At 68.6% G+C, this 20,642-nt stretch carries 22 protein-coding genes; 16 read left to right on the forward strand and 6 right to left on the reverse strand.

What is annotated here, in order from left to right:
* The first annotated feature begins 80 nt into the window (after window positions 1-80).
* On the forward strand, window positions 81-1,565 hold the full coding sequence (locus ACYQ5L_RS16290; RefSeq protein ID WP_459958406.1) for a serine hydrolase domain-containing protein: 1,485 nt from the start codon (window positions 81-83) through the stop codon (window positions 1,563-1,565).
* Window positions 1,566-1,569: 4 nt separating this feature from the next.
* Here ACYQ5L_RS16290 and ACYQ5L_RS16295 read toward each other — a convergent pair whose 3' ends face one another.
* Window positions 1,570-2,367, reverse strand: a complete 798-nt coding sequence (locus ACYQ5L_RS16295; protein WP_459958409.1) for an AraC family transcriptional regulator — start codon at window positions 2,365-2,367, stop codon at window positions 1,570-1,572.
* Between the two features lie 375 nt (window positions 2,368-2,742).
* Here ACYQ5L_RS16295 and ACYQ5L_RS16300 point away from each other — a divergent pair, with 375 nt between their 5' ends.
* The 3 genes from ACYQ5L_RS16300 to ACYQ5L_RS16310 all read left to right on the forward strand — a co-directional run bounded on the left by ACYQ5L_RS16300 (window position 2,743) and on the right by ACYQ5L_RS16310 (window position 4,917).
* Complete coding sequence (locus ACYQ5L_RS16300; protein WP_459958411.1) at window positions 2,743-3,114, forward strand: DUF4345 family protein; 372 nt, start codon at window positions 2,743-2,745, stop codon at window positions 3,112-3,114.
* A complete protein-coding gene (locus ACYQ5L_RS16305) occupies window positions 3,114-3,977 on the forward strand; it encodes a class I SAM-dependent methyltransferase (protein WP_459963443.1) in 864 nt (287 codons plus the stop codon). The genes ACYQ5L_RS16300 and ACYQ5L_RS16305 overlap by 1 nt, the downstream gene beginning before the upstream one ends.
* A 61-nt stretch (window positions 3,978-4,038) precedes the next feature.
* On the forward strand, window positions 4,039-4,917 hold the full coding sequence (locus tag ACYQ5L_RS16310) for a class I SAM-dependent methyltransferase (protein WP_459958414.1): 879 nt from the start codon (window positions 4,039-4,041) through the stop codon (window positions 4,915-4,917).
* Window positions 4,918-4,989: 72 nt separating this feature from the next.
* On the opposite strand, the gene ACYQ5L_RS16315 is transcribed toward ACYQ5L_RS16310, so the two are convergent.
* The 4 genes from ACYQ5L_RS16315 to mptB form a co-directional block, all read right to left on the reverse strand.
* Window positions 4,990-5,958, reverse strand: coding sequence for a COX15/CtaA family protein (locus ACYQ5L_RS16315; protein WP_459958416.1), 969 nt, complete (start codon window positions 5,956-5,958; stop codon window positions 4,990-4,992).
* 283 nt (window positions 5,959-6,241) lie between these two features.
* Window positions 6,242-7,024 carry an ABC transporter permease gene (locus ACYQ5L_RS16320; protein WP_459958417.1) on the reverse strand — a complete coding sequence of 261 codons (783 nt, stop codon included), beginning with the start codon at window positions 7,022-7,024 and terminating at the stop codon, window positions 6,242-6,244.
* Window positions 7,021-7,953: an ABC transporter ATP-binding protein gene (locus ACYQ5L_RS16325; RefSeq protein WP_459958419.1), complete on the reverse strand. Its 933-nt coding sequence runs from the start codon at window positions 7,951-7,953 to the stop codon at window positions 7,021-7,023. The genes ACYQ5L_RS16320 and ACYQ5L_RS16325 overlap by 4 nt, the downstream gene beginning before the upstream one ends.
* On the reverse strand, window positions 7,950-9,632 hold the full coding sequence (gene mptB / locus ACYQ5L_RS16330) for a polyprenol phosphomannose-dependent alpha 1,6 mannosyltransferase MptB (protein WP_459958420.1): 1,683 nt from the start codon (window positions 9,630-9,632) through the stop codon (window positions 7,950-7,952). Before mptB ends, ACYQ5L_RS16325 begins: the two co-directional genes overlap by 4 nt.
* A 346-nt stretch (window positions 9,633-9,978) precedes the next feature.
* On the opposite strand from mptB, the gene ACYQ5L_RS16335 reads away from it, so the two are divergent.
* The 12 genes from ACYQ5L_RS16335 (at window position 9,979) to ACYQ5L_RS16390 (ending at window position 19,438) form a co-directional block, all read left to right on the forward strand.
* On the forward strand, window positions 9,979-10,602 hold the full coding sequence (locus tag ACYQ5L_RS16335) for a TetR/AcrR family transcriptional regulator (protein ID WP_459958422.1): 624 nt from the start codon (window positions 9,979-9,981) through the stop codon (window positions 10,600-10,602).
* Window positions 10,603-10,656: 54 nt separating this feature from the next.
* Complete coding sequence (locus tag ACYQ5L_RS16340; RefSeq protein WP_459958424.1) at window positions 10,657-11,676, forward strand: zinc-dependent alcohol dehydrogenase; 1,020 nt, start codon at window positions 10,657-10,659, stop codon at window positions 11,674-11,676.
* Between the two features lie 44 nt (window positions 11,677-11,720).
* On the forward strand, window positions 11,721-11,858 hold the full coding sequence (locus ACYQ5L_RS16345; protein WP_459958426.1) for a hypothetical protein: 138 nt from the start codon (window positions 11,721-11,723) through the stop codon (window positions 11,856-11,858).
* 30 nt (window positions 11,859-11,888) lie between these two features.
* Window positions 11,889-12,446, forward strand: a complete 558-nt coding sequence (locus ACYQ5L_RS16350; RefSeq protein WP_459958428.1) for a TetR/AcrR family transcriptional regulator — start codon at window positions 11,889-11,891, stop codon at window positions 12,444-12,446.
* Window positions 12,443-12,973, forward strand: coding sequence for a hypothetical protein (locus ACYQ5L_RS16355; protein WP_459958430.1), 531 nt, complete (start codon window positions 12,443-12,445; stop codon window positions 12,971-12,973). Before ACYQ5L_RS16350 ends, ACYQ5L_RS16355 begins: the two co-directional genes overlap by 4 nt.
* 168 nt (window positions 12,974-13,141) lie before the next feature.
* Entirely contained in the window at window positions 13,142-13,879 is a 738-nt protein-coding gene (locus ACYQ5L_RS16360) for a helix-turn-helix transcriptional regulator (protein WP_459958432.1), read from the forward strand.
* Window positions 13,876-15,312, forward strand: coding sequence for a Fe-S cluster assembly protein SufB (gene sufB, locus ACYQ5L_RS16365; RefSeq protein WP_459958437.1), 1,437 nt, complete (start codon window positions 13,876-13,878; stop codon window positions 15,310-15,312). The genes ACYQ5L_RS16360 and sufB overlap by 4 nt, the downstream gene beginning before the upstream one ends.
* Window positions 15,312-16,490 carry a Fe-S cluster assembly protein SufD gene (gene sufD / locus ACYQ5L_RS16370; RefSeq protein WP_459958439.1) on the forward strand — a complete coding sequence of 393 codons (1,179 nt, stop codon included), beginning with the start codon at window positions 15,312-15,314 and terminating at the stop codon, window positions 16,488-16,490. Before sufB ends, sufD begins: the two co-directional genes overlap by 1 nt.
* 62 nt (window positions 16,491-16,552) lie before the next feature.
* Window positions 16,553-17,326, forward strand: coding sequence for a Fe-S cluster assembly ATPase SufC (gene sufC / locus ACYQ5L_RS16375; RefSeq protein ID WP_459958441.1), 774 nt, complete (start codon window positions 16,553-16,555; stop codon window positions 17,324-17,326).
* A gap of 2 nt (window positions 17,327-17,328) precedes the next feature.
* Window positions 17,329-18,582 (forward strand): cysteine desulfurase, encoded by a 1,254-nt coding sequence (locus tag ACYQ5L_RS16380; RefSeq protein WP_459958443.1) that lies wholly within the window; start codon window positions 17,329-17,331, stop codon window positions 18,580-18,582.
* A 3-nt stretch (window positions 18,583-18,585) separates the two neighbouring features.
* On the forward strand, window positions 18,586-19,074 hold the full coding sequence (gene sufU, locus ACYQ5L_RS16385; protein ID WP_459958444.1) for a Fe-S cluster assembly sulfur transfer protein SufU: 489 nt from the start codon (window positions 18,586-18,588) through the stop codon (window positions 19,072-19,074).
* Window positions 19,067-19,438 (forward strand): metal-sulfur cluster assembly factor, encoded by a 372-nt coding sequence (locus ACYQ5L_RS16390; protein WP_459958446.1) that lies wholly within the window; start codon window positions 19,067-19,069, stop codon window positions 19,436-19,438. Before sufU ends, ACYQ5L_RS16390 begins: the two co-directional genes overlap by 8 nt.
* A gap of 69 nt (window positions 19,439-19,507) precedes the next feature.
* Here ACYQ5L_RS16390 and ACYQ5L_RS16395 read toward each other — a convergent pair whose 3' ends face one another.
* Window positions 19,508-20,602: an ADP-ribosylglycohydrolase family protein gene (locus tag ACYQ5L_RS16395; protein WP_459958448.1), complete on the reverse strand. Its 1,095-nt coding sequence runs from the start codon at window positions 20,600-20,602 to the stop codon at window positions 19,508-19,510.
* Between the last annotated feature and the right edge of the window lie 40 nt (window positions 20,603-20,642).

Here is a 20,642-nt window from a genome sequence, read left to right on the forward strand (position 1 = left end):
GGGTAACCAGGCGTTCCGTCCCCCTTCGGTACTCTCGAACGAGAACCGAAGGGGGACGAGCCATTTACCGCAGCAATCGATTGATCAGAGTTGCTCGAATCGGTGTGGTCGGTGTGCTGCTCGCCGCCTTCCTGGCGGGCTGCGGGAACAGCGCCGACACCCCGGCCTTCCCCGCCGATGCGGCGGCCACCATCGACCGCATCGTCGAATCGGGAATGACGGCGGCGCTCATCCCGGGCGCGATGGTGGCGGTGGTCGATCCGGACCGGGGCGCCTACGTGAGGGCATACGGCACCTCCGACCTCACGACCGGCCGCCCCGCCGGCGTCCACGATTCGGTACGAATCGCCAGCGTCACAAAGACTTTCACCGCCACCGCCATCCTGCGCCTGGCCGACGAAGGCACGCTGTCCCTCGACGACCGCCTGAACCGCTACGTCGACGGCATCCCCTACGGCGACGCCATCACCCTGCGGGATCTGCTCGGCATGCGCGGCGGCGTCTACGATCTCGACCACGAGGCCGCGTATCAGGAACAGCTGGACGCGAAATCGCCGACCCTCGGCTGGCAGGAGGGCGACCGGCTGCGCGCGATCACCGGCAATCCGCAGTACGCGACACCGCCGAACACCCGCACCGCGTACTCCAATTCCGAGTACTACCTGCTGGGCCTCGTCCTCGAAAAGGTCACCGGCAAACCGGTGCACGAGGTCATCAACGATCTGGTCGCCGACTACGGCCTCACCGAAACCGCTTACCCCGTCGACGCGGCCATGCCGGCCCCGGAAAGCCGCGGCTACGCCTACTTCGACGAGACACCGTCCGACGTCACCGGCCGTGCCGCCCCGGTCCTGTACGGTGCGGGCGGCAGCATGGTGTCCACCATCTCCGACCTGGCCGAATACACCGGCATGCTGGGCCGCGGCACCCTCCTGAAGCCCGAAACCCAGCACGCCCGAACCCAATCCACCCAGGCTCGCGGCGGCCTGTCCTACGGCCTCGGCGTCATGGTCTCCGGCCGGTGGTTCGGCCACAGCGGCACCACAGCCGGCTACACCACCTACATCGCCTACCTCCCCGACCGCGACGTCTCCATCGCCGTCGTCGTCAACCAGTTCACCCGCCTGCTCTGGCTGCGCGCCGACGACATCTGGAAGGAAATCGTCACCGAGCTCTACCCCGGCACTCTCGGCGAGGCGGCGGCCCCGGAAGATCCACCGCCCCCAGTACCGACGGCAAGCGAACTCGACGCCCAACTCCGCCAGGCCTTCGACCCCGCCATCCCCGCCTCCGAAAAGTCCCTCCGCGTCGCCGACGACGACAAGGACCCGGACCTGATCACCCGCCTGGCCACCGTCCTCGCCCAGTACGACACCAACTTCGAGGTATCCCGAGCCACGGCGGTGAACCGATCCCTCATGGCCCTCGGCCTCGCAGCCACCCCACAGGGCAAGTCCCCCATGGTCGTCCCCTTCGTCGCGATCGACGGCGCCTGGCGCATCAGTTCGGCCTGGGCCTGCAATATCCTCACCGCCGGCGCCGTCCCGTCACCCGCCTGCACCTGACCGGCTACTGCGGCGGGCAGGTGCGCACCCGCACGCCGGTGGCGATCAGCCGCGTCGCGGAGAGCCCGAATGTGGTCCGGAACCGATCCGCGAGATGCGAAGGGCTGGCGAACCCGGCCTCGGCCGCCACCGTCGTGAGGTTGTGGCCTGCGGCCGACAGCGTCGCCGCATGCATGAGCCGAACCCACAGCCGGTAGCGGCGCAAGCTCGTGCCGAGTTCCTGCCGGAACAGATGCAGGAACCGCGATTCCGACAATCCCGCACGGGTTGCCAGCTCGCGCGCGGGAATGGCCCCCGCCGGATCGTCCCGGAGCGCCCGCGCGGCCGCGGCGATGCGTTCGTCGACGACATGGGGAGTGATGGGCGCCGCCAGCTCGAGCAACTCGGCCGCGCGCTCATCGGCGGGCTGTGTGGAGTCGTGGCCGAGCGCCGCACCGAGAACCGCCAAACGATGCTCCTCCGCGTGCCGCGCACCGATCATGTCCTGCCAGTGCGCCATTCGCTCGCGACAGGAACGCGCGCGGTCCGATGCGGGATCCAGATAGCAGAACACCATCCGCCCGCCCTCGGCGATGAGCTGATGGGTGGTGCGCGGCGGAATCAGGGCACTGCGCACCGCCAGCGGGCGACTGTCCCCGACCCGCACGGTGAACGGCCGATCGATACCGATCGCGAGGCACCACACCGATCCGGAATGCGGCGAAAGATCCAGCGCCGCACCGACATAGAGCGCTTGCCCGGCCCACAGCCACACCCTGGGCCCGGCACGCGGCTCACCCTCGCTCCTCGCCGCAGCGGCCACCGCCAACCTCCTGATCGAACCGAGCAGAAGGCTACCGCCCGCCGTCCGTGCCCTCCGCCGTTGCCGCAACGATTTCTGCTCCGGCCTTCGCCCGTCGAGACCCGCCGCCCGAACCTTCGGCCTGCGTCCATTGTTCGCCGTCCACGGCCCGTCCCCGCGCGCGATGCGGCGGCCGTGGCCGTCCGTCGCTCTGTCGCGAACTCGTCCCCGGGATCGGCGACCCGAGGTGGGCGGGCGCGCCGCCGATACCGGGCAGGTCGCGGTGCCGATTCGGTCGCCTGCGCGGGAGGAGTCGTCGATAGCAGGTTTGTGGAAGCGGCCGATGCGGTCCGGCTTGCATGCTGACTCGGAATCGTATTCGGAGTGGAGGTTGTCGTGGCTGTCGTCATCGCTGTGATTGTGGCCGTGTTGTTCTTGGCCATGGGTGGGTATGCGCTGGTGGCCCCGGGGGCGACGGTGCGGCCGTTCGGGCTGCGGACCGACGATGTCCGGGCGCGCTACGAGGTGCGGGCCGTGTACGGCGGGTTCGGGGTGGCGATGGCGGCGATTCTGATTGTGGCGGCGGTGAATCCGGGATCGCTGCGGGAAGGGATCATGGTGGCGGTCGCGGCGGCGCTGGGCGGGATGGCGCTGGGGCGGGTGGTGTCGGCGGTGCTCGATGCGCGGACGGCGTTCTATCCGATTTGGTTCTTCGCCATTGTGGAGGCGGTCGCGGCGGGGGCCTTGCTGGCGGGGGCCGGGCAATGATGTGCCGGTCCGGCATCGTGATCTGCCAGGCTCGTGCGGTCGCGGATGGCCGGACGGCGGTCGGCCGGTTCACCGATCCGGTTTCCATACGGATGTTGCGGGCTCCGGAACGGGCCGCCGTGGAACGGATCCGGAGCGCCGCCGAACCACAGCGGACCATGGCGTGGCTGCGCTACCGGATGCTCGCCGAACTGGCGGACATCCTGGCCGCGCGCACGGTCGTGATCGATGACGCGGTGCGGGCGGCCGCCAATCCGCAGCTCGTGGTGCTCGGGGCCGGGCTCGACGCGCGGGCCTGGCGCATGGCCGAACTCGCCTGGACCGTCGTCTTCGAGGTCGACCATCCCGCGGCACAGGCCGACAAACGCGACCGTATCGGGGATGCGGATCCGGCCGCGGCGTCGGTGCGCTTCGTGCCGGTGGAATCCGGCAGTGCCGCACTGGCATCCGCGCTCGAGGCGGCCGGGCAGCTGGCGGCGGAGCCGACGACGTGGATCTGGGAGGGCGGACTGCGGTATCTGCGGAAGCCGCACGTGGAACGCGCACTCCGAGCCATCGTCGCCCGCTCCGCACCGGGCAGTCGCGTGATCGCCGGCTATACGACGCCCACTCTGCATACGGTGCTGTTGCAGCCGTGGGGAGTCCGGCTCTGGATGGCCGTGGCCGGCACCGCCGGGGCGAAACGGGAGGAACGTATTCGGTCGCTGTGGACGCCTGCGCAGATGGCCGCCCTGTGCACGGCTCACGGCCTGGAAATCGACACCGACGAGGATTTGCTGAGCATTGCTCGCGCGCTGGAGATCCCGTATGAGGCGCCCGAGTGGCTCGCCAACAGTCGGGTGGTCGTGGCCGACCTGCCCTGACGGCGACGGAATGTCGCATCCGCCGCGATACCGGGCGGGTGCGGCAGCATAATTGCTCGTTATGGCAGGTAACGAAGCGAGCCGGACCGCTGTGCTGGTCTGTCAGGCGCGGGCGATCGGCGACGGGCGGATCGCGGTGGGGAGATTCGCCGATCCGGTGGCGGCGCGATTGTTGCGCGAGGGGGAGCTGACGGAGGTGGAACAGGCTCGCGGGGAGGTCGAGCCGCGCCGGATGGGGGAGCGGATCAGGTACGAAACGCTCAGGGCGACAATGGAGATCCTCGTCCCCCGCACGGTGGCGATCGACGAGGCGGTCGTGGAGGCGGGCAACCCGCAGCTCGTGGTGCTGGGGGCGGGATTGGACGCACGGGCGTGGCGGATGCCCGGGTTGGCTGCGACCGCGGTGTTCGAGGTCGATCAACCCGCCTCGCAGGCGGACAAGCAGGCGCGGCTCGGCGGTCTGGAGCCGATCGCGAAATCGGTTGCCTTCGTACCGGTGGACTTCGGGCGCGACGCGCTGGGGGATGCGCTCGAAGCCTCCGGGCATCAGCCGGATCTGTCGACCACCTGGATCTGGGAGGGCGTCATGCCCTATCTCACCCAATCGGAGGTCGAGCGCACGCTCGACATCATCGACCGGCGTTCCGCGCCCGGCAGCCGCCTCATCGCCACCTACCCGACCCCGGCGTCGGGGTCGGCGCTGCTGAAGCGCTGGGGGCTGCGGATGTTCCTCGCCGCGGGCGGTCGATCGGGATCGAAAGCGCAGGAACGCCTGCGGTCGGCGTGGACGCCGGAACAGATCCACGCCCTGTTCGCCGTCCACGGCTTGGACATCGTCACCGATCAGGACCTGCTGGTCGTGGCCCGCGCCCTCGAGGTTCCGGTACGCCGGTCGCGGGTGCTCGCGACCGGCCGTGTCGCCGTAGCCGATCGGCGGTAGCCGCTGACGCCCGACAGCCGAACGTCAACGAGCGGCGGGCCGTCCAGCGGTGCAGCAACGAGCGGCGGGCCGTCAGGCGGTGACCGGTTCGCGCTTCTCGGCGGGCACCGATTCGCGGGTACGCATGGACGCCCACAGCGCCGCGGTGGCCGCCGTGCAGGCCGCCGCACCGCCGACGTGAATCGCGACCAGGGCGGCCGGGACGTCGGTGAAGTACTGCACCACGCCCACCAGCGCCTGGCTGCACACCAGCGCCAGCAGCACGAACAACCGGACCCGGATCGCGCGATTCATGCCGACGGCGGCGAGGCCGAAGGCCAGGCCGACCAGCAGGGCGAGGTAGGCGACGAGCAGTTCGGCGTGCAGGTGGACCAGGGTGACGATCTCGACCTGCAGGCGCTCGACCTGGCGTTCGATGCTCTTGTCACCGGCGTGCGGGCCGGCGCCGGTCACCAGGGTGCCGGCGATCAAGGTCGCGGCGAGCAGGACGCCGCTCAGCACGGTCAGCAGCCGCAAAGGCTTCGGCACCTGCACGGTCTGCACGCCGTCGTCGGGCTCGCAGATCTTGGCGTAGAGCAGTACGGCCAGCCACACCATGACCATGGAGGCCAGCAGGTGCACCGCGACCGTCCACCACAGCAGTCCGGTGCGCACGGTGATACCGCCGATGATCGCCTGCACCACGGTGCCGCCGGGCATGAGCCACGCGTAGATCCGCACCTCGCGCCGCCGCTTGGCGCGCGTCACCGCGATCACCACCGCGGCCGCGAACAGCGTCACCACGAAAGTCAGCATGCGATTGCCGAATTCGACGGCTTGATGCAGCACCGGCACCTCGGCCACCGCCATCGGCGTGAAGCTGCCGGGGAAGCACTGCGGCCAGGTCGGGCAGCCGAGACCCGAGGCGGTGACGCGGACGATGGCTCCGGTCACCGAGATTCCGGCCTGGGTGAGGATCACCGCGAAGGCGATCAAGCGCTGCGCCCGAAGCGAGGGCATCGGGAACAGATCGGCGAATCGCTGGAATGCGCGAGCAAGCACGCACCGATGGTAGCGGGACGCGATCAGCCCCCCGCACCCGGCCTACTACAACGCGTAAGAGTCAGTACAACTCTCGAAACTCTCAGGGGCTTCGCCCCCGAACCCCCAGGAGCCTCTCGGGGGCTTCGCCCCCCAACCCGCACTGGTGTCGTGGCCGTTGCCCCGAACCCCCACTGGTGTCGTGGCCGTTGCCCCGAGCCCCCAACTGGTATCGCGGCCGCTGCCCCGAACCCCGACTAGTGTCGTGGTCGCTGCCGTGTGACCCGACCAGTGCGAATGGCGCTCAGTCGAATCGGAAGAAGCGGGTCGCGAGCCAGCCGCTCATGCCGCCCCAAGCGGCCAGAACCGCGACGCCGTACCAATCGATGCTGTTGCGCAGCGCCTGTTCGAGGCAGTGCGACAGGGCGCCCGAGGGGACCGCGCGGGCGAGCAGGCTCACAGCGCTGGGGAGGTCGTCCGACATGAGGACGAGGCTGGCGATGCCGAGCATGACGAACCAGAGGATATTCGCCAGGGCGAGAACGATTTCGGCCTTGAGCGTCCCGCCCAGGAGCAGGCCGAGGGCGGCGAAGGTGGCGGTGCCGAGGGCGATGACGACCGCGCCGAGGAGCAGGCCGGAGATCGACGGCCGCCAGCCCAGCGCGAAACCGATGGCGCCCAGCAGAATTGATTGCAGGACCACCACGATCAGCACGGCCGCGCACTTGCCCGCCACGATGCCCCAGCGGGGGAGGGGAGTGGCGCCCAGGCGTTTCAGGGCCCCGTAGCGGCGGTCGAAGCCGACGGCGATGGCCTGGCCGGTGAAGGCGGTGGACATGACGGCCACCATCATCACCGCGGGCACCACGCGTTCGACCCGGTGGTCGCCGAGGCCGTTGAGCGGCAGCAGCGTCAGGCCGATCAGCAGGGTGATCGGGATGAACATGGTGAGCAGCAGCTGTTCGCCGTTGCGCAGCAACAGGATCAGTTCCAGGCGCGTCTGGGCGGCCAGCATCTTCGCCCGCGTGGTGGGTCGCGGGTCGGGGGCGAAGGTGCCGGGTGCGAACCGGTTGGCGGTGTCGATCACCCGCGTAGCTCCCGTCCGGTGAGTTCGAGGAACACATCTTCCAGGCGGTGCTGGTCGATGCGAATATCGGTGGGCAGCACATTGATTCGCGCGCACCATGCCGTGAGCGTGGCCAGCACCTGCGGGGTGATGTCGCCCTGCAGCAGGTAGTAGCCCGCGCTGATCTCCTTGGGCGCGAACCCTTCCGGCAGCGCCGCTTCGAGCAGGCTCAGATCGAGTTTCGGCGGCGCGTGGAACGCGAGCCGGCCCTCGGCCCCTTGCGAGGTGACCTCACTGGGCGTGCCCTGCGCCACGATCTGCCCGTGATCGATGATGACCAGCTGGTCGGCCAGCTGCTCGGCCTCGTCCATCATGTGCGTGGTCATGAGCACGCTCACCCCGTCGCGCCGCAGCGCGTCGATGAGCTCCCACACCAGATGCCGTGCCTGCGCGTCCAATCCCGCCGTCGGCTCGTCGAGGAACACGATCTCGGGCCGCCCGACCAGCGCGCACGCCAGGGCGAGCCGCTGCTGCTGCCCGCCCGAGAGCCGCCGATACGGCGTCCGCCGCGCATCCTTCAGCCCGAGCGTGTCCAGCAGCCAGTCCGGATCCAGCGGATCGGCCGAATACGAGGCCACCAGGTCGAGCATCTCCCCGGCCCGCGATCCCGGATACGCCCCGCCGCCCTGCAGCATCACCCCGATGCGCGGCCGCAGCGTGTCCGAATCGGCGATCGGATCCAGCCCGAGCACCCGCACGGTTCCCGCATCCGGGCGGACGAACCCCTCGCACATTTCGGTGGTGGTGGTCTTGCCCGCCCCATTGGGCCCGAGCAGCGCGAGCACCTGCGCCCGTTCGAGTTCGAAGCTGATCCCGTCCACCGCGGTGGTCTCGCCGTAGCGTTTCACGACGCCGTCGATGCGCACGGCGGGTCCGGAGGCTGCGGTCACGAGGAGACACCGTAGGCCGTGGGCTCCTGTGACGGAGCCGACACCCCCGGCTGATTGCGCCACGGCAGCGCATTTCGCGTGATGAAGATGAACAGCAGCCCCACGATCACGGTCGCGATGGCCGACTGCACGATCTGGAAGACATAGAAGTCCGCGCCGCGCGGCATGACGAGCACGCTCACGATGACCGACAGCGCGACCGCGGGAACCCGGAAGGCGGGCCGGTTCGCCCACGCCGCCAGCGGCACGATCGCCCACAGCAGATACCACGGCTGCACCACCGGGAACAGCAGCACGAGCACGCCGAGCGACACCCCGAGCGCACCCACCGGATGCAACCGCCCGGTCCAGGTCGCCACCAGCATGCGCACGATCACGAACGCGGCCACCGCACTCGCGATCGGCCGGGTGATGCTCAGCAGCGCGGTGGTGTGATCGCCCAATCCCAGCAGTACCCCGCCGAATCCGGTCGCTATCCCGATGGCGGTGGGCAGCGACAGATAGCTGCGCACGGCATTGGCGGTGTTCAGCGTGAAGATCCAGCCGAACCCGAGACCGCTTGCGGTGACGACGAACAACGTGACCCCGACCGCGATCACGCCGAGCCCGGCCCCCACCGTGATCACCCGTTTGAATCCGCCGCCGAGCCGCCGGGCCAGCGCCATCCCCACGAATCCCAGCGCGATCAATGACGTGATCTTGATGGTCGACGACAGCGTGATGACGACCGCCCCGAACAACACCAGCAGCCACGCCCGCCGATCCGACAATCGCAGATCGTCGATCCCTCGCAGGCAGAACTCCAGCCCGGCCAGCATGAGCCCGAGCATGAGCGCGTCATTGTGCACGCCGCCGACCAGGTGGAAGAGCACCAGCGGGTTCGCCGCCCCTAGCCACAGGGCGCTCACCGGCGCGACCCCGCACCGCCGCGACAGCCGCGGCAGCGCCCACACCATGAGCGCCACCGCCGCCAGCACCAGCAGCCGGTGCAGCCACACGCCGGCGATGATGTTGTCCCCGGTCACCAGTGCGATGCCCTTGCCCATCCACAGGAACAGCGGCCCGTACGGCGCCGGCGTCTCCCGCCAGATGTTGGGCACATTGTTGGTCAGCACGTTGTAGAGCCCGAGTCCATCGGCAGGCCCCACCTTGTACGGATCCAGCCCCCGCGCCGCGATCTCGCTCTGCGCCAGGTAGGAGTACACGTCATTGCTGAACAGCGGCGGCGCCACGCTGAGCGGAATGATCCACAGCAGCAAGGTCCGATCCATCTGCGACCGGCTCAGCCGATGCCGCGGATTCCCGCCCCACCCGCCCACGGCGAACCGCCCCAGCAGCAGCCAGGCCATGATCACCGCGACCGTGCCGATCATGCACATGGCCAGCGTCGAGGTGTGCGCTCGCGCGAAGAACCCCAGCACCCGCAGCCCCGAGGTCGGATTCTGGTGCACCGGCTGCGCGCCCACCCCCAGGGCGGAAATGGCCATGATCACCGCGCCGGTGGCCCCCAGCAGGCGGATCCGCATCAACTGCAGCGTTTCTCGCCGGTCCAGGCCGGGGACCTCGGTTTCGACGCTGTGCAGTACGGCGACGGTGTGATCGTCAGCGGGGACGTCCAGGCCCAGGGCCCGGCGTCCTACGTCGATGACTTTGCGCCGCGCGCCCTCCACTACCGCCACGTCCGCAAAGCCTAGTAGGAGCTTTTCGATCCGCGGTCGGTCGGTGCTCCTGTGTCGCCGCGTCACGGGAGACCTCGCTCCCGGCGCGCGCAGCGCAAACCAGGAAGCGGCGGCAACCCGAGCTTGTGCTCTTCGGATCTCGGGCCCTGAACGTAACCACGGCCATCCAGCCGGGCCGGTACGACCGGCTTCTCGCGGCCCACGCTCACCGATGTACCGGCCGCCCGTGGATCGAAACCCGCCTGGCATGCGAATGTGCAGCCGGTGCAAGCAGATTGAGTCTCGCAACTCAACCGACTGGCCGATTCGCCCGATCTATGTCGGTCCGCCCTCCTACCCTGGATAAATGGTTTCCGAGTCGAAACGCCGAATCGAGGTGGCCGCGGCCGGGCTGCTAGCCCGCCACGGCTATCACGGCTTCGGTCTGAAGAAGCTGAGCGAGGCGGCCTCGCTGCCGTATGGCTCGATCTACCACCATTTTCCGGGCGGCAAGGAGGAGATCGCGGTCTCCGCCATCACCGGAACCGGGGTGCTGGTGGGCCGGATGATCCAGCAGGCTCCCGCGGATGTGTTCGGCACGGCGGCAACATTGTTCGACTTCATGGCCGCGAGACTCGAAGCGTCGGACTGGACCGCGGGCTGCCCGGTGGGCACCCCCGCTCTCGACGGCGGCAGCGATGTCGAATCCGTGCGCACCGCATGCGTTTCCGCATTCGATGCCATGGCGCACGGGTTCGCGGAATTGCTCGCCGATCTGGGGCTGCCGGCGGGGGAGGCGCGCGAACTGGCCACCACCGTGGTGGCCGCCTACGAGGGGGCGACGATTCTCGCGCGGGTGCGCCGCTCGGATGAACCGCTGCACACCGTTTCGGCGGCCATGGCCCGGCTGATCCGGTTGAGTCTCGCCGAAGCCGCGGCCAACGGTGCGGGGTTCGCGCCCGCGGGTCCGGAAGTCGCTGCCGCCGAGTGATTCTCACCCCTAGGGTGGGTTGTCTAGAAAGAACGTTCTAGCGATGATCGGTCGATGAAGCGATTAATGCTGGACGGTCCCGGAGCACTGCACTGGGAGGACTGCCCCGAACCCGTCCTCGCCGCCCCCGATCAGGCGCTGGTCCGCCCCATCGCCGTGGCGACCTGCGATATCGACCCCGCCGTCCTGCGCGGAAGTTTCCCCCTCGAGGGTCCCTACCCCTTCGGCCACGAGTGCGTCGCCGAAGTCGTCGCCGTCGGCGACGAGGTGCGCACCGTCGCACCCGGCGACCGCGTGGTGGTCCCCTTCCAAATCTCCTGCGGCGCATGCCCGTCCTGCCTGCGCGGCAACACCGGCAACTGCACCGCCCACCCGTTCATGTCCACCTTCGGCCTCGGCCCGCTGGGCGGCGTGAACTGGGGCGGCCTCTGGGCCGACCGCACCCTCGTCCCGCACGCCGACAGCATGCTCGTTCCGCTCCCCGCCGGTGTCGACCCCGTCGCGGTCGCCAGCGCCAGCGACAACATCCCCGACGCCTACCGCGCCGTGGCGCCGCAGCTGGCGGCCGACCCGCACGCAGAGGTGCTCGTCCTCGGTGGTCGCGCGGCCCCGTCGATCGGCCTTTACGCCGCCGGTCTGGCCGTAGCCCTCGGCGCACCGCGCACCGTCTACCTGGATACCGACCCGGAAAGACTGTCCATCGCAGCCGAATTGGGCGCCGAGCCCATCGAAGGCAGACCCGACGAACGAGTAGGCCGCTTCTCCGTCACCGTCGAAGCCGCCGGCGGCGCCACCGCCCTCCGGGCCGCCGTCAACGCCACCGCCAACGACGGCTGGTGCACCAGCGTCAGCGTGCAACTCGAGGACGTCCCCATGCCGGTCTTCGAAATGTATTCGCGCTGCTGCACCTTCCACACCGGCCGCGCCCACGCCCGCCCCGCCATCCCGCCCATCCTCGACCTCGTCGCCGCCGGCCGCTTCGACCCGTCCGCGGTCACCACCCGCACCGTGGCCTGGAACGACTCCCTCGACGCCCTCCTGGAAACCCCCTTGAAACTGATCGCCGTGCGCTAGTCGCCCACGCCGCTCCACGGTCCAGCGCATGATCATTCCCGGCGTTGGCGGTGGCGCCCACGGTGGTGGCCACCGATCTGCGCGGAAAAGCCGTGCGCGGCGTTCACTTTCTGCCCGAGGAGAATCCCGACGTCGTCGCGCGGGAACTGCTGGACTTCTTGGCCGCCCGACCCTTATTATGACTGAATAGTCAGTCATAATAAGGGGTGTGGATGTCACCGAAGAAGGTCGACAAGACGGCGAGACGGCAGGAGATCCTGGCGGCGGCGGTCCGGGTTTTCGCGCGAAAAGGCTTCGCCGCCTCGCGAATCGACGATGTGGCCGCCGAGGCCGGGATCGCCAAGGGCAGTGTGTACCTGTACTTCGACAGCCGGGATGCGTTGCTGGATGCGGCATTCGATCAGTACAGCGGCGATTCGCAAGAGATGGTCCGGCACATCCTCGAGGGTGGCGCACCGCCGCTGGCCCGGTTCGAGGAGTTGGTGCGCGGGATTCTCGAACTGATCTCGAGCCGGCCCGAGCACGCCCGGATCCTGCTGGACCTGTGGGCCACCGACTACATGAAGACCGTCTACCGCGAGCACCGGCAGGCGATCGGCTTGCTGCTGAAGGAGATTCGTCCCGACCTGGGGGAGGCGCACGCGACGGTGATCGTCGGCGTCATCGAAGGCGTGCTGCTGCAATGGCTCGTCGACCCCGAGGTCCCCATCGACCGGCTGGCCCAGCCGATTCTGGATATCTGCCTCGACGGACTGCGGGAGCGCGCATGAACACCCGGACCCTCGGCGACCATCTCATCGCCCCCGACGCCACCCGCGGCGAACAACTGCTCTGCTACGGCACCGCCCTGCTGGGCTCGGCCGGCGCCGTCGCGCTCGCGCTGCGCGCGGAACTGTCCGTCCTGGCCGTCGCCGTGATCGCCGTCGTCGCCTTCGACCTGTGCGGCGGCGCGGTCGTCAATGCCACCGCCTCGGCCACGCGGCATTTCCACCGCCCCGGCCGCGCCGGGCGGCACCACCTGACCTTCGTTGCCATCCATGTGCAGCCGTTCTTGCTCGCGCTCGTCGTCCCCGATTTCGGCTGGCTCAGCGCGGCCGCGCTCTACGCTCTCGCCCTGCTCGGCGCGGTATTCGTTCTTGTGGTCCCGGCGCAACTGCGGCTCCCGGCGGGGTTCGCCTTCGTGACGCTGGCGCTCTTGATTCCCCTCGGCCTCCCCGCCGTGCTCGCCTGGGTGGCTCCGGTTCTGCTCATCAAGCTCCTGCTGGCCCATCTGCAACCTGCCGGATCGCCCGCCTGACCGGCGCGAACCCGGTGTGGAATGTTTCACACCGGGAATACGCGTCAAGTAAGGTGACCCTTCCTGGAACCGGGGAAGGAATTCCGTCACACTGATGTTGTGAAAACCGTGGGTTTGCGGAACGCGGAGACAGGCACCGGGCGCCGAAAGGGCGCCCGGACTGTTGTCGTGCCCGCGCCGGCGGGCGAGGGACACACCCGCGAGGCCGTCATCAAGCTGCTGCTGGAGGAAGGCCCGATCACCGCGACCGCCATCGGCGAGCGGCTGGCACTGACTCCGGCGGGGGTGCGCAGGCATCTGGACGCGCTCATCGAATCGGGCGAGGCCCGCGCCACCCGGTCGGCGGCGTGGCAGCAGAAGGGCCGCGGTCGTCCCGCCAAGCAGTACCAGTTGACGGCCACCGGCAGGGGCCGGTTGGGTCACGCCTACGATGACCTCGCCGGTGCCGCCATGCGTCAGCTCCGCGAGATCGGCGGCGACAAGGCCATCGTCGAGTTCGCGCGCAAGCGCGTCGGCGTCATCGTCGCCGGTATCGACCGTCTCGGAAGGCATACGCCGGAGGAGACGGCGGCCAAGGCCGACGAGATCGCGGAGGCCTTCACCGACGCCGGTTTCGCCGCGTCCACCCGGAAAGTCGGTGCGGGAGTGCAGATCTGCCAGCACCACTGCCCGGTGTCGCACGTCGCCGAGGAATTCCCGGAGCTGTGCGCCGCCGAGCTGGAGGCCTTCCGGGAGCTGCTCGGCACGCACGTGCAGCGCCTGGCCACCATCGCCAACGGCGATTGCGCCTGCACCACGCATGTGCCGCTGACGCTCATGCCCACACATACCTCGAATACCGCAGAAACCCCCGTTGCACAGCCCGCAACGACTTCTACACACGACTCCGGAAGGAGTGCCGAATGACGACGACCACCGACCAGGTGCAGCCGCTGACCCAGGAAGAGACCATTGCGTCCCTGGGCAACTACGGGTACGGCTGGGCCGACAAGGATGTCGCCGGTGCCAGTGCCAAGCGCGGCCTGTCCGAGGAGGTCGTGCGCGACATCTCGGCGAAGAAGAGCGAGCCGGAATGGATGCTCGACTTCCGTCTGAAGGCGCTGCGCATCTTCGACAAGAAGCCCATGCCGAACTGGGGCTCCAACCTCGAGGGCATCGACTTCGACAACATCAAGTACTTCGTGCGCTCCTCGGAGAAGCAGGCCGCCACCTGGGAGGACCTGCCCGAGGACATCAAGAACACCTACGACAAGCTGGGCATCCCGGAGGCGGAGAAGCAGCGCCTCGTGGCCGGTGTCGCCGCACAGTACGAGTCCGAGGTCGTCTACCACTCCATCCGCGAGGACCTGGAGAAGCAGGGCGTCATCTTCCTCGACACCGACACCGGTCTCAAGGAGCACCCGGAGCTGTTCCAGAAGTACTTCGGCTCGGTCATTCCCTCGGGCGACAACAAGTTCTCCGCGCTGAACTCGGCCGTGTGGTCGGGCGGCTCGTTCATCTACGTGCCGCCGGGCGTGCACGTGGACATCCCGCTGCAGGCCTACTTCCGGATCAACACCGAGAACATGGGCCAGTTCGAGCGCACGCTGATCATCGTCGACGAGGACGCCTACGTGCACTACGTCGAGGGCTGCACCGCGCCGATCTACTCCTCGGACTCGCTGCACTCGGCGGTCGTGGAGATCATCGTGAAGAAGGGCGGCCGCTGCCGCTACACCACCATCCAGAACTGGTCGAACAACGTCTACAACCTGGTCACCAAGCGGGCCAAGGCCGAGGCGGGCGCGACCATGGAATGGGTCGACGGCAATATCGGCTCCAAGGTCACCATGAAGTACCCGGCCGTGTGGATGACCGGTGAGCACGCCAAGGGCGAGGTGCTCTCCATCGCCTTCGCCGGCGCGGGCCAGCACCAGGACACCGGCGCGAAGATGCTGCACCTGGCGCCGCACACCTCCTCGAACATCATCTCCAAGTCGGTGGCGCGCGGCGGCGGCCGCGCCTCCTACCGCGGGCTGGTGCAGGTGAACAAGGGCGCGCACGGGTCCAAGTCGACCGTGAAGTGCGATGCGCTGCTGGTGGACAACGTGTCCCGCTCCGACACCTACCCCTACGTCGACATCCGCGAGGACGACGTGACCATGGGCCACGAGGCGACCGTCTCGAAGGTGTCCGAGGATCAGCTGTTCTACCTCATGTCGCGCGGTCTCACCGAGGACGAGGCCATGGCCATGGTGGTGCGCGGCTTCGTGGAGCCCATCGCCAAGGAGCTCCCGATGGAATACGCGCTGGAGCTGAACCGCCTGATCGAACTGCAGATGGAAGGAGCCGTCGGCTGATGGCCGTCGAGAACGTTGCCGAGGCCGCTGAGGCTCGCACCCCCGCCGTGAACAAGGGCGAGGTGTTCGCCTCGTTCGATGTGAACGCCTTCGAGGTGCCCTCGGGCCGTGACGAGGCGTGGCGCTTCACGCCGATGCGCCGCCTCAACGGCCTGCACGACGGCACCGCCGTGCGCGACGGCCGGGCCGCCGTCGAGGTGACCGAGGTCGCCGGCGTCGCCGTGGAGACCGTAGAGCGCGGCGACGCTCGCCTCGGCCAGGGCGGCGTGCCCACCGATCGTATTGCCGCGCAGGCGTACTCGGGCTTCGAACAGGCCACCATCGTGTCGGTCGGCGCGGAAACCGAAGTGGCCGAGCCGGTCACCGTGACCATCACCGGTCCGGGTGCAGGCAAGGTCGCCTACGGGCACCTGCAGATCCGGCTGGGCAATTTCGCCCGCGCCACCGTGGTCGTCGACCAGCGCGGCAGCGGAACCTACGCGGAGAACGTGGAATTCGTGCTCGGCGACAGCGCCGCGCTGAATGTCGTCATCGTGCAGGACTGGGCCGACGACGCCGTGCACGTCACCGCGCACCACGCCCGGCTGGGCCGCGACGCCACGCTGCGGCACACCAATGTCACCCTCGGCGGCGATGTGGTGCGCCTGACCGGCAATGTGCGCTACGACGGTCCGGGCGGCGACGCCGAACTGCTCGGCCTGTACTTCGCCGATGACGGCCAGTTCTTCGAGCAGCGCCTGCTGGTCGATCACTCGCAGCCCAACTGCAAGTCGAATGTGCAGTACAAGGGTGCGCTGCAGGGCGATCCGTCCTCGTCGAAGCCGGACGCGCACACCGTGTGGGTGGGCGATGTGCTCATTCGCGCCGCCGCCGAGGGCACCGACACCTACGAGGTGAACCGCAACCTGGTGCTCACCGACGGCGCGCGCGCCGACTCGGTGCCGAACCTGGAGATCGAGACCGGCGAGATCGTCGGCGCCGGACATGCCGCGGCCACCGGGCGTTTCGACGACGAGCAGCTGTTCTACCTGCGCTCGCGCGGTATTCCGGAGGAGGCGGCGCGACGGCTGGTCGTGCGCGGCTTCTTCCACGAGATCATCCTGAAGATCGCCGTCCCCGAGGTCCGGGAGCGGCTCGAGGCGGCCATCGAGGCCGAGCTCGCCGCTGTCGGAGTTTGAGCGGCTCGCCGCTGTCGGCGTCTGACACCAACTTTCCCTCCCCGCAAAGGAATTCGAATTCGATGACCACCCTGGAAATCAAGGACCTGCACGTCGAGGTCGCCAACCCCGACGAAAACGGCGAGCCCATCAAGATCCTCAAGGGCGTCAACCTGACCGTGCGCTCGGGCGAGACGCACGCGATCATGGGCCCCAACGGTTCCGGTAAGTCGACCCTGTCCTACGCCATCGCCGGGCATCCGAAGTACACCGTGACCTCGGGCTCCATCACCCTCGACGGTGAGGACGTGCTGGAGATGTCGGTCGACGAGCGCGCGCGTGCCGGTCTGTTCCTGGCCATGCAGTACCCGGTCGAGGTTCCCGGCGTCTCGGTTTCCAACTTCCTGCGCACCGCCGCCACCGCCGTCCGCGGCGAGGCGCCCAAGCTGCGCACCTGGGTGAAGGAAGTCAAGGAGAACATGGCCGAGCTGGAGATCGATCCGGCCTTCGGCGAGCGCTCGGTGAACGAGGGCTTCTCGGGCGGTGAGAAGAAGCGCCAGGAGATCCTGCAGCTGGGCCTGCTCAAGCCGAGGATCGCCATCCTCGACGAGACCGACTCCGGTCTGGACGTCGACGCGCTGCGCATCGTGTCGCAGGGCGTGAACAACTACAAGGAGCGGGAGAACGGCGGCGTGCTGCTGATCACCCACTACACCCGCATCCTGCGCTACATCCAGCCCGACTTCGTGCACGTGTTCGTCAACGGCCGCATCGTGGCCGAGGGCGGGCCGGAGCTGGCCGAAGAACTCGATGCGAATGGCTACGTGCGTTTCACCTCTGCTGCTGTAGGAGCGTAGATATGACCACTACGGTGCCCGCCTTGGATGTCGCCCGGATCCGGGCCGACTTCCCGATCCTGAGCCGCACTGTGCGCGACGGCAAACCCCTGGTCTATCTCGACTCGGGCGCCACCGCGCAGCGGCCCATGGAGGTGCTGGATGCTGAACGCAATTTCCTGATCCAGCGCAATGCGGCGGTGCACCGTGGTGCTCACCAGCTGGCCGAAGAGGCCACCGACGCCTACGAGGGCGCACGCGCCGATATCGCCCGCTTCGTGGGCGTGCACGCGAACGAGATCGTCTTCACCAAGAACGCGACCGAATCGCTGAACCTGGTGACCTACGCCTTCGCCGACGACCGGTTCCCGTACCACGTGGGCCCGGGCGACGAGATCATCATCACCGAGCTCGAGCATCACGCGAATCTGGTGCCGTGGCAGGAGCTCGCGCGCCGCACGGGTGCGACGCTGAAGTGGTACGGGGTCACCGAGGACGGGCGCATCGATCTGGATTCGCTGGAACTGTCGCCCGCCACCAAGGTCGTCGCGTTCACCCACCAGTCCAATGTGACCGGCGCGGTCGCGCCGGTGGCCGAATTGGTGCGCCGCGCACAGGAAGTCGGCGCGCTCACGGTGCTCGACGCCTGCCAGTCGGTGCCGCACATGCCGGTGGACTTCCGGGAGCTGGGCGTGGACTTCGCCGCCTTCTCCGGCCACAAGATGCTCGGCCCGTCCGGTGTCGGCGTGCTCTTCGGCCGCTACTCGCTGCTGGAGCAGACCCCGCCGTTCATCACCGGCGGTTCCATGATCGAGACCGTCTTCATGGACCACAGCACCTACGCCGCCCCGCCGCAGCGCTTCGAGGCCGGCGTGCCGATGACCTCGCAGGTGGTCGGATTGGGCGCGGCCGTGCGGTATCTGGAAGAGATCGGCATGGATGCCGTTGCGGCGCACGAGCATTCGCTGGTCAGCGCGGCCCTGGACGGGCTGGGCAAGATCGACGGCGTGCGCATCATCGGACCGACGGACACTGTGAACCGCGGCGGCGCGGTCGCTTTCGTGGTCGACGGCATCCACGCCCACGATGTGGGCCAGATCCTCGACGACGAGGGCGTCGCCATCCGGGTGGGCCACCACTGCGCCTGGCCGCTGCACCGCCGCTTCGGCGTCGCCGCCACGGCCCGCGCCTCCTTCGCCGTCTACAACACCCTCGACGAGGTGGACGCGCTGATCGCGGCGGTGCGGAAGGCTCAGAGCTTCTTCGGAGTTGCATAAACCATGCGCATGGAGCAGATGTATCAGGAAGTGATCCTGGACCACTACAAGCACCCGCACCACCGCGGCTTGCGAGAGCCGTTCGGCGCCGAGGTGCACCACGTCAACCCGACGTGCGGCGACGAGGTGACCCTGCGCGTCCAGCTCGACGACAACGGTGACGTCGCCGACGTCTCCTACGACGGCCAGGGCTGTTCGATCAGCCAGGCCTCCACCTCGATCCTCACCGATCAGGTCATCGGCCTGCCGTTGCAGCAGGCGCTGAAGGTGGTCGAGGCCTTCGACGAGATGGTCACCAGCCGCGGCACCATCGAGGGCGACGAGGACGTGATCGGCGACGGCATCGCCCTCGCCGGCGTCGCCAAGTACCCGGCGCGCGTCAAATGCGCATTGCTGGGCTGGATGGCGTTCAAGGACGCCGTCGTGCGGATAACCTCCGCAGCGGAGACCACACTGCCGATGGCCAATGGGGAGAAGAAGTCCGATGAGTGACACCGAGCCGACCACCGAAACCACCACCGAGGTCGAGCTGTCCGCCGAGGAGATCCAGTTCCTCGAGGACCTGGAGGAGGCGATGCGCGACGTCGTCGATCCGGAACTCGGCATCAATGTCGTCGACCTCGGCCTCGTCTACGGCCTCAAGGTCGAGGACGGCATCGCCAAACTGGACATGACCCTCACGTCCCCGGCCTGCCCCCTGACCGACGTCATCGAAGACCAGTCCCGCAACGCCCTGGTCCGCAGCGGCCTGGTCGAAGACCTCCAGATCAACTGGGTCTGGATGCCCCCGTGGGGCCCCGACAAGATCACCGACGACGGCCGCGAACAACTCCGCGCCTTGGGATTCACCGTCTAGCCCGAATCCGAACTCGGGCATATCGCAATAGCGTGGGCCGGCGCCGAAAGGTGTCGGCCCACGCTGTTTTCACGCTGTAGCGAGCGGCGTGGTGTCGAGCGGGTAGCGGTCGTCGAGGGCGGAGCGGTCGTTGTAGCAGAAGTTGAGGACGAGATCGTCCGCTACGCGGAACAACTCGTCGCGGCCCTCGAGTGGGGCGATCCACTCCATCGGGAGGGCGGCGACGCCGTGGACCGCGCCGATGAGGTTTCCTGCTACGGCACCGGTGGAGTCGGAGTCGCCGGAATGGTTGACGGCCAGCAGGAGGCCACCGCGCACGTCACCGGTGCGGTAGGCGTACAGCGCGGAATAGACGGCGATGGCGAGGCATTCCTCGGCCACCCAGCCCGCGCCGACCTGTTCGACCCGCTCCGGCGTGGGCGGACCGAGTTGCGTGACCGTCAGCGCGGCGGTGAGGGCGGTAATGGTTTCCGCCGCGGCGGGCATGGTAGTGAGGCGAGCGATGGTGTCCTGCAGGGCGATCGGTAGTTCGGCGCCGGAGAGAACACTGTCGATCAGGATGGCGAACGCGCCCGCTGCGAGGTAGGCGGTGGGGTGGCCGTGGGTGAGCTGGGCGCAGCGCATGGCGGCGTGGAAGGCACGGTCCGGGCCGAGGCCGGCCAGGCCGAACGGGGCGGAGCGCATCACCGTGCCACAGCCCTTGGACGACGGGTTCACGGGGCCGGGTTCGCCGAATTCCAGAGCGGGAAGGTAGCCCTCGGCTTGTCGGCGCAGACCGTTCATGCAGGCTCGGCCCGGAGCCCGCATCGCATAGAGGAATTGCTGTCGCGCGAGCCATCCGTCGGCATCCGGCGCGGGCTTGTCCTGCTGCTGGGTGTCCCGCCAGCGCAGGTAGGCGTTGCGCAGCACAGGTGCGGGGTCCGCGCCCGCGGGACAGCGCAGCAGTCCTTCCGCGGTGAACAGCGTCATCTGTGTGTCATCGGTGATCGCCTGCGGTGCACCCGGCACCGGACCGGGCGAATAACCCGTCACCCCGGAGGCCCCATACCGATCCCGGATCTGCGCCAGGGACAGGAATTCGATGGGCCACCCCAGCGCGTCGCCGATCGCCCCGCCCAGCAGTGCTCCGCGCACCCGGTCGAACAACTTCTCGTGATCCTGCACGACGGCCAGCCTATTCAAGGTGGCGATACCGCTGTATTCG

It is taken from the genome of Nocardia sp. IFM 10818 (assembly GCF_054655275.1).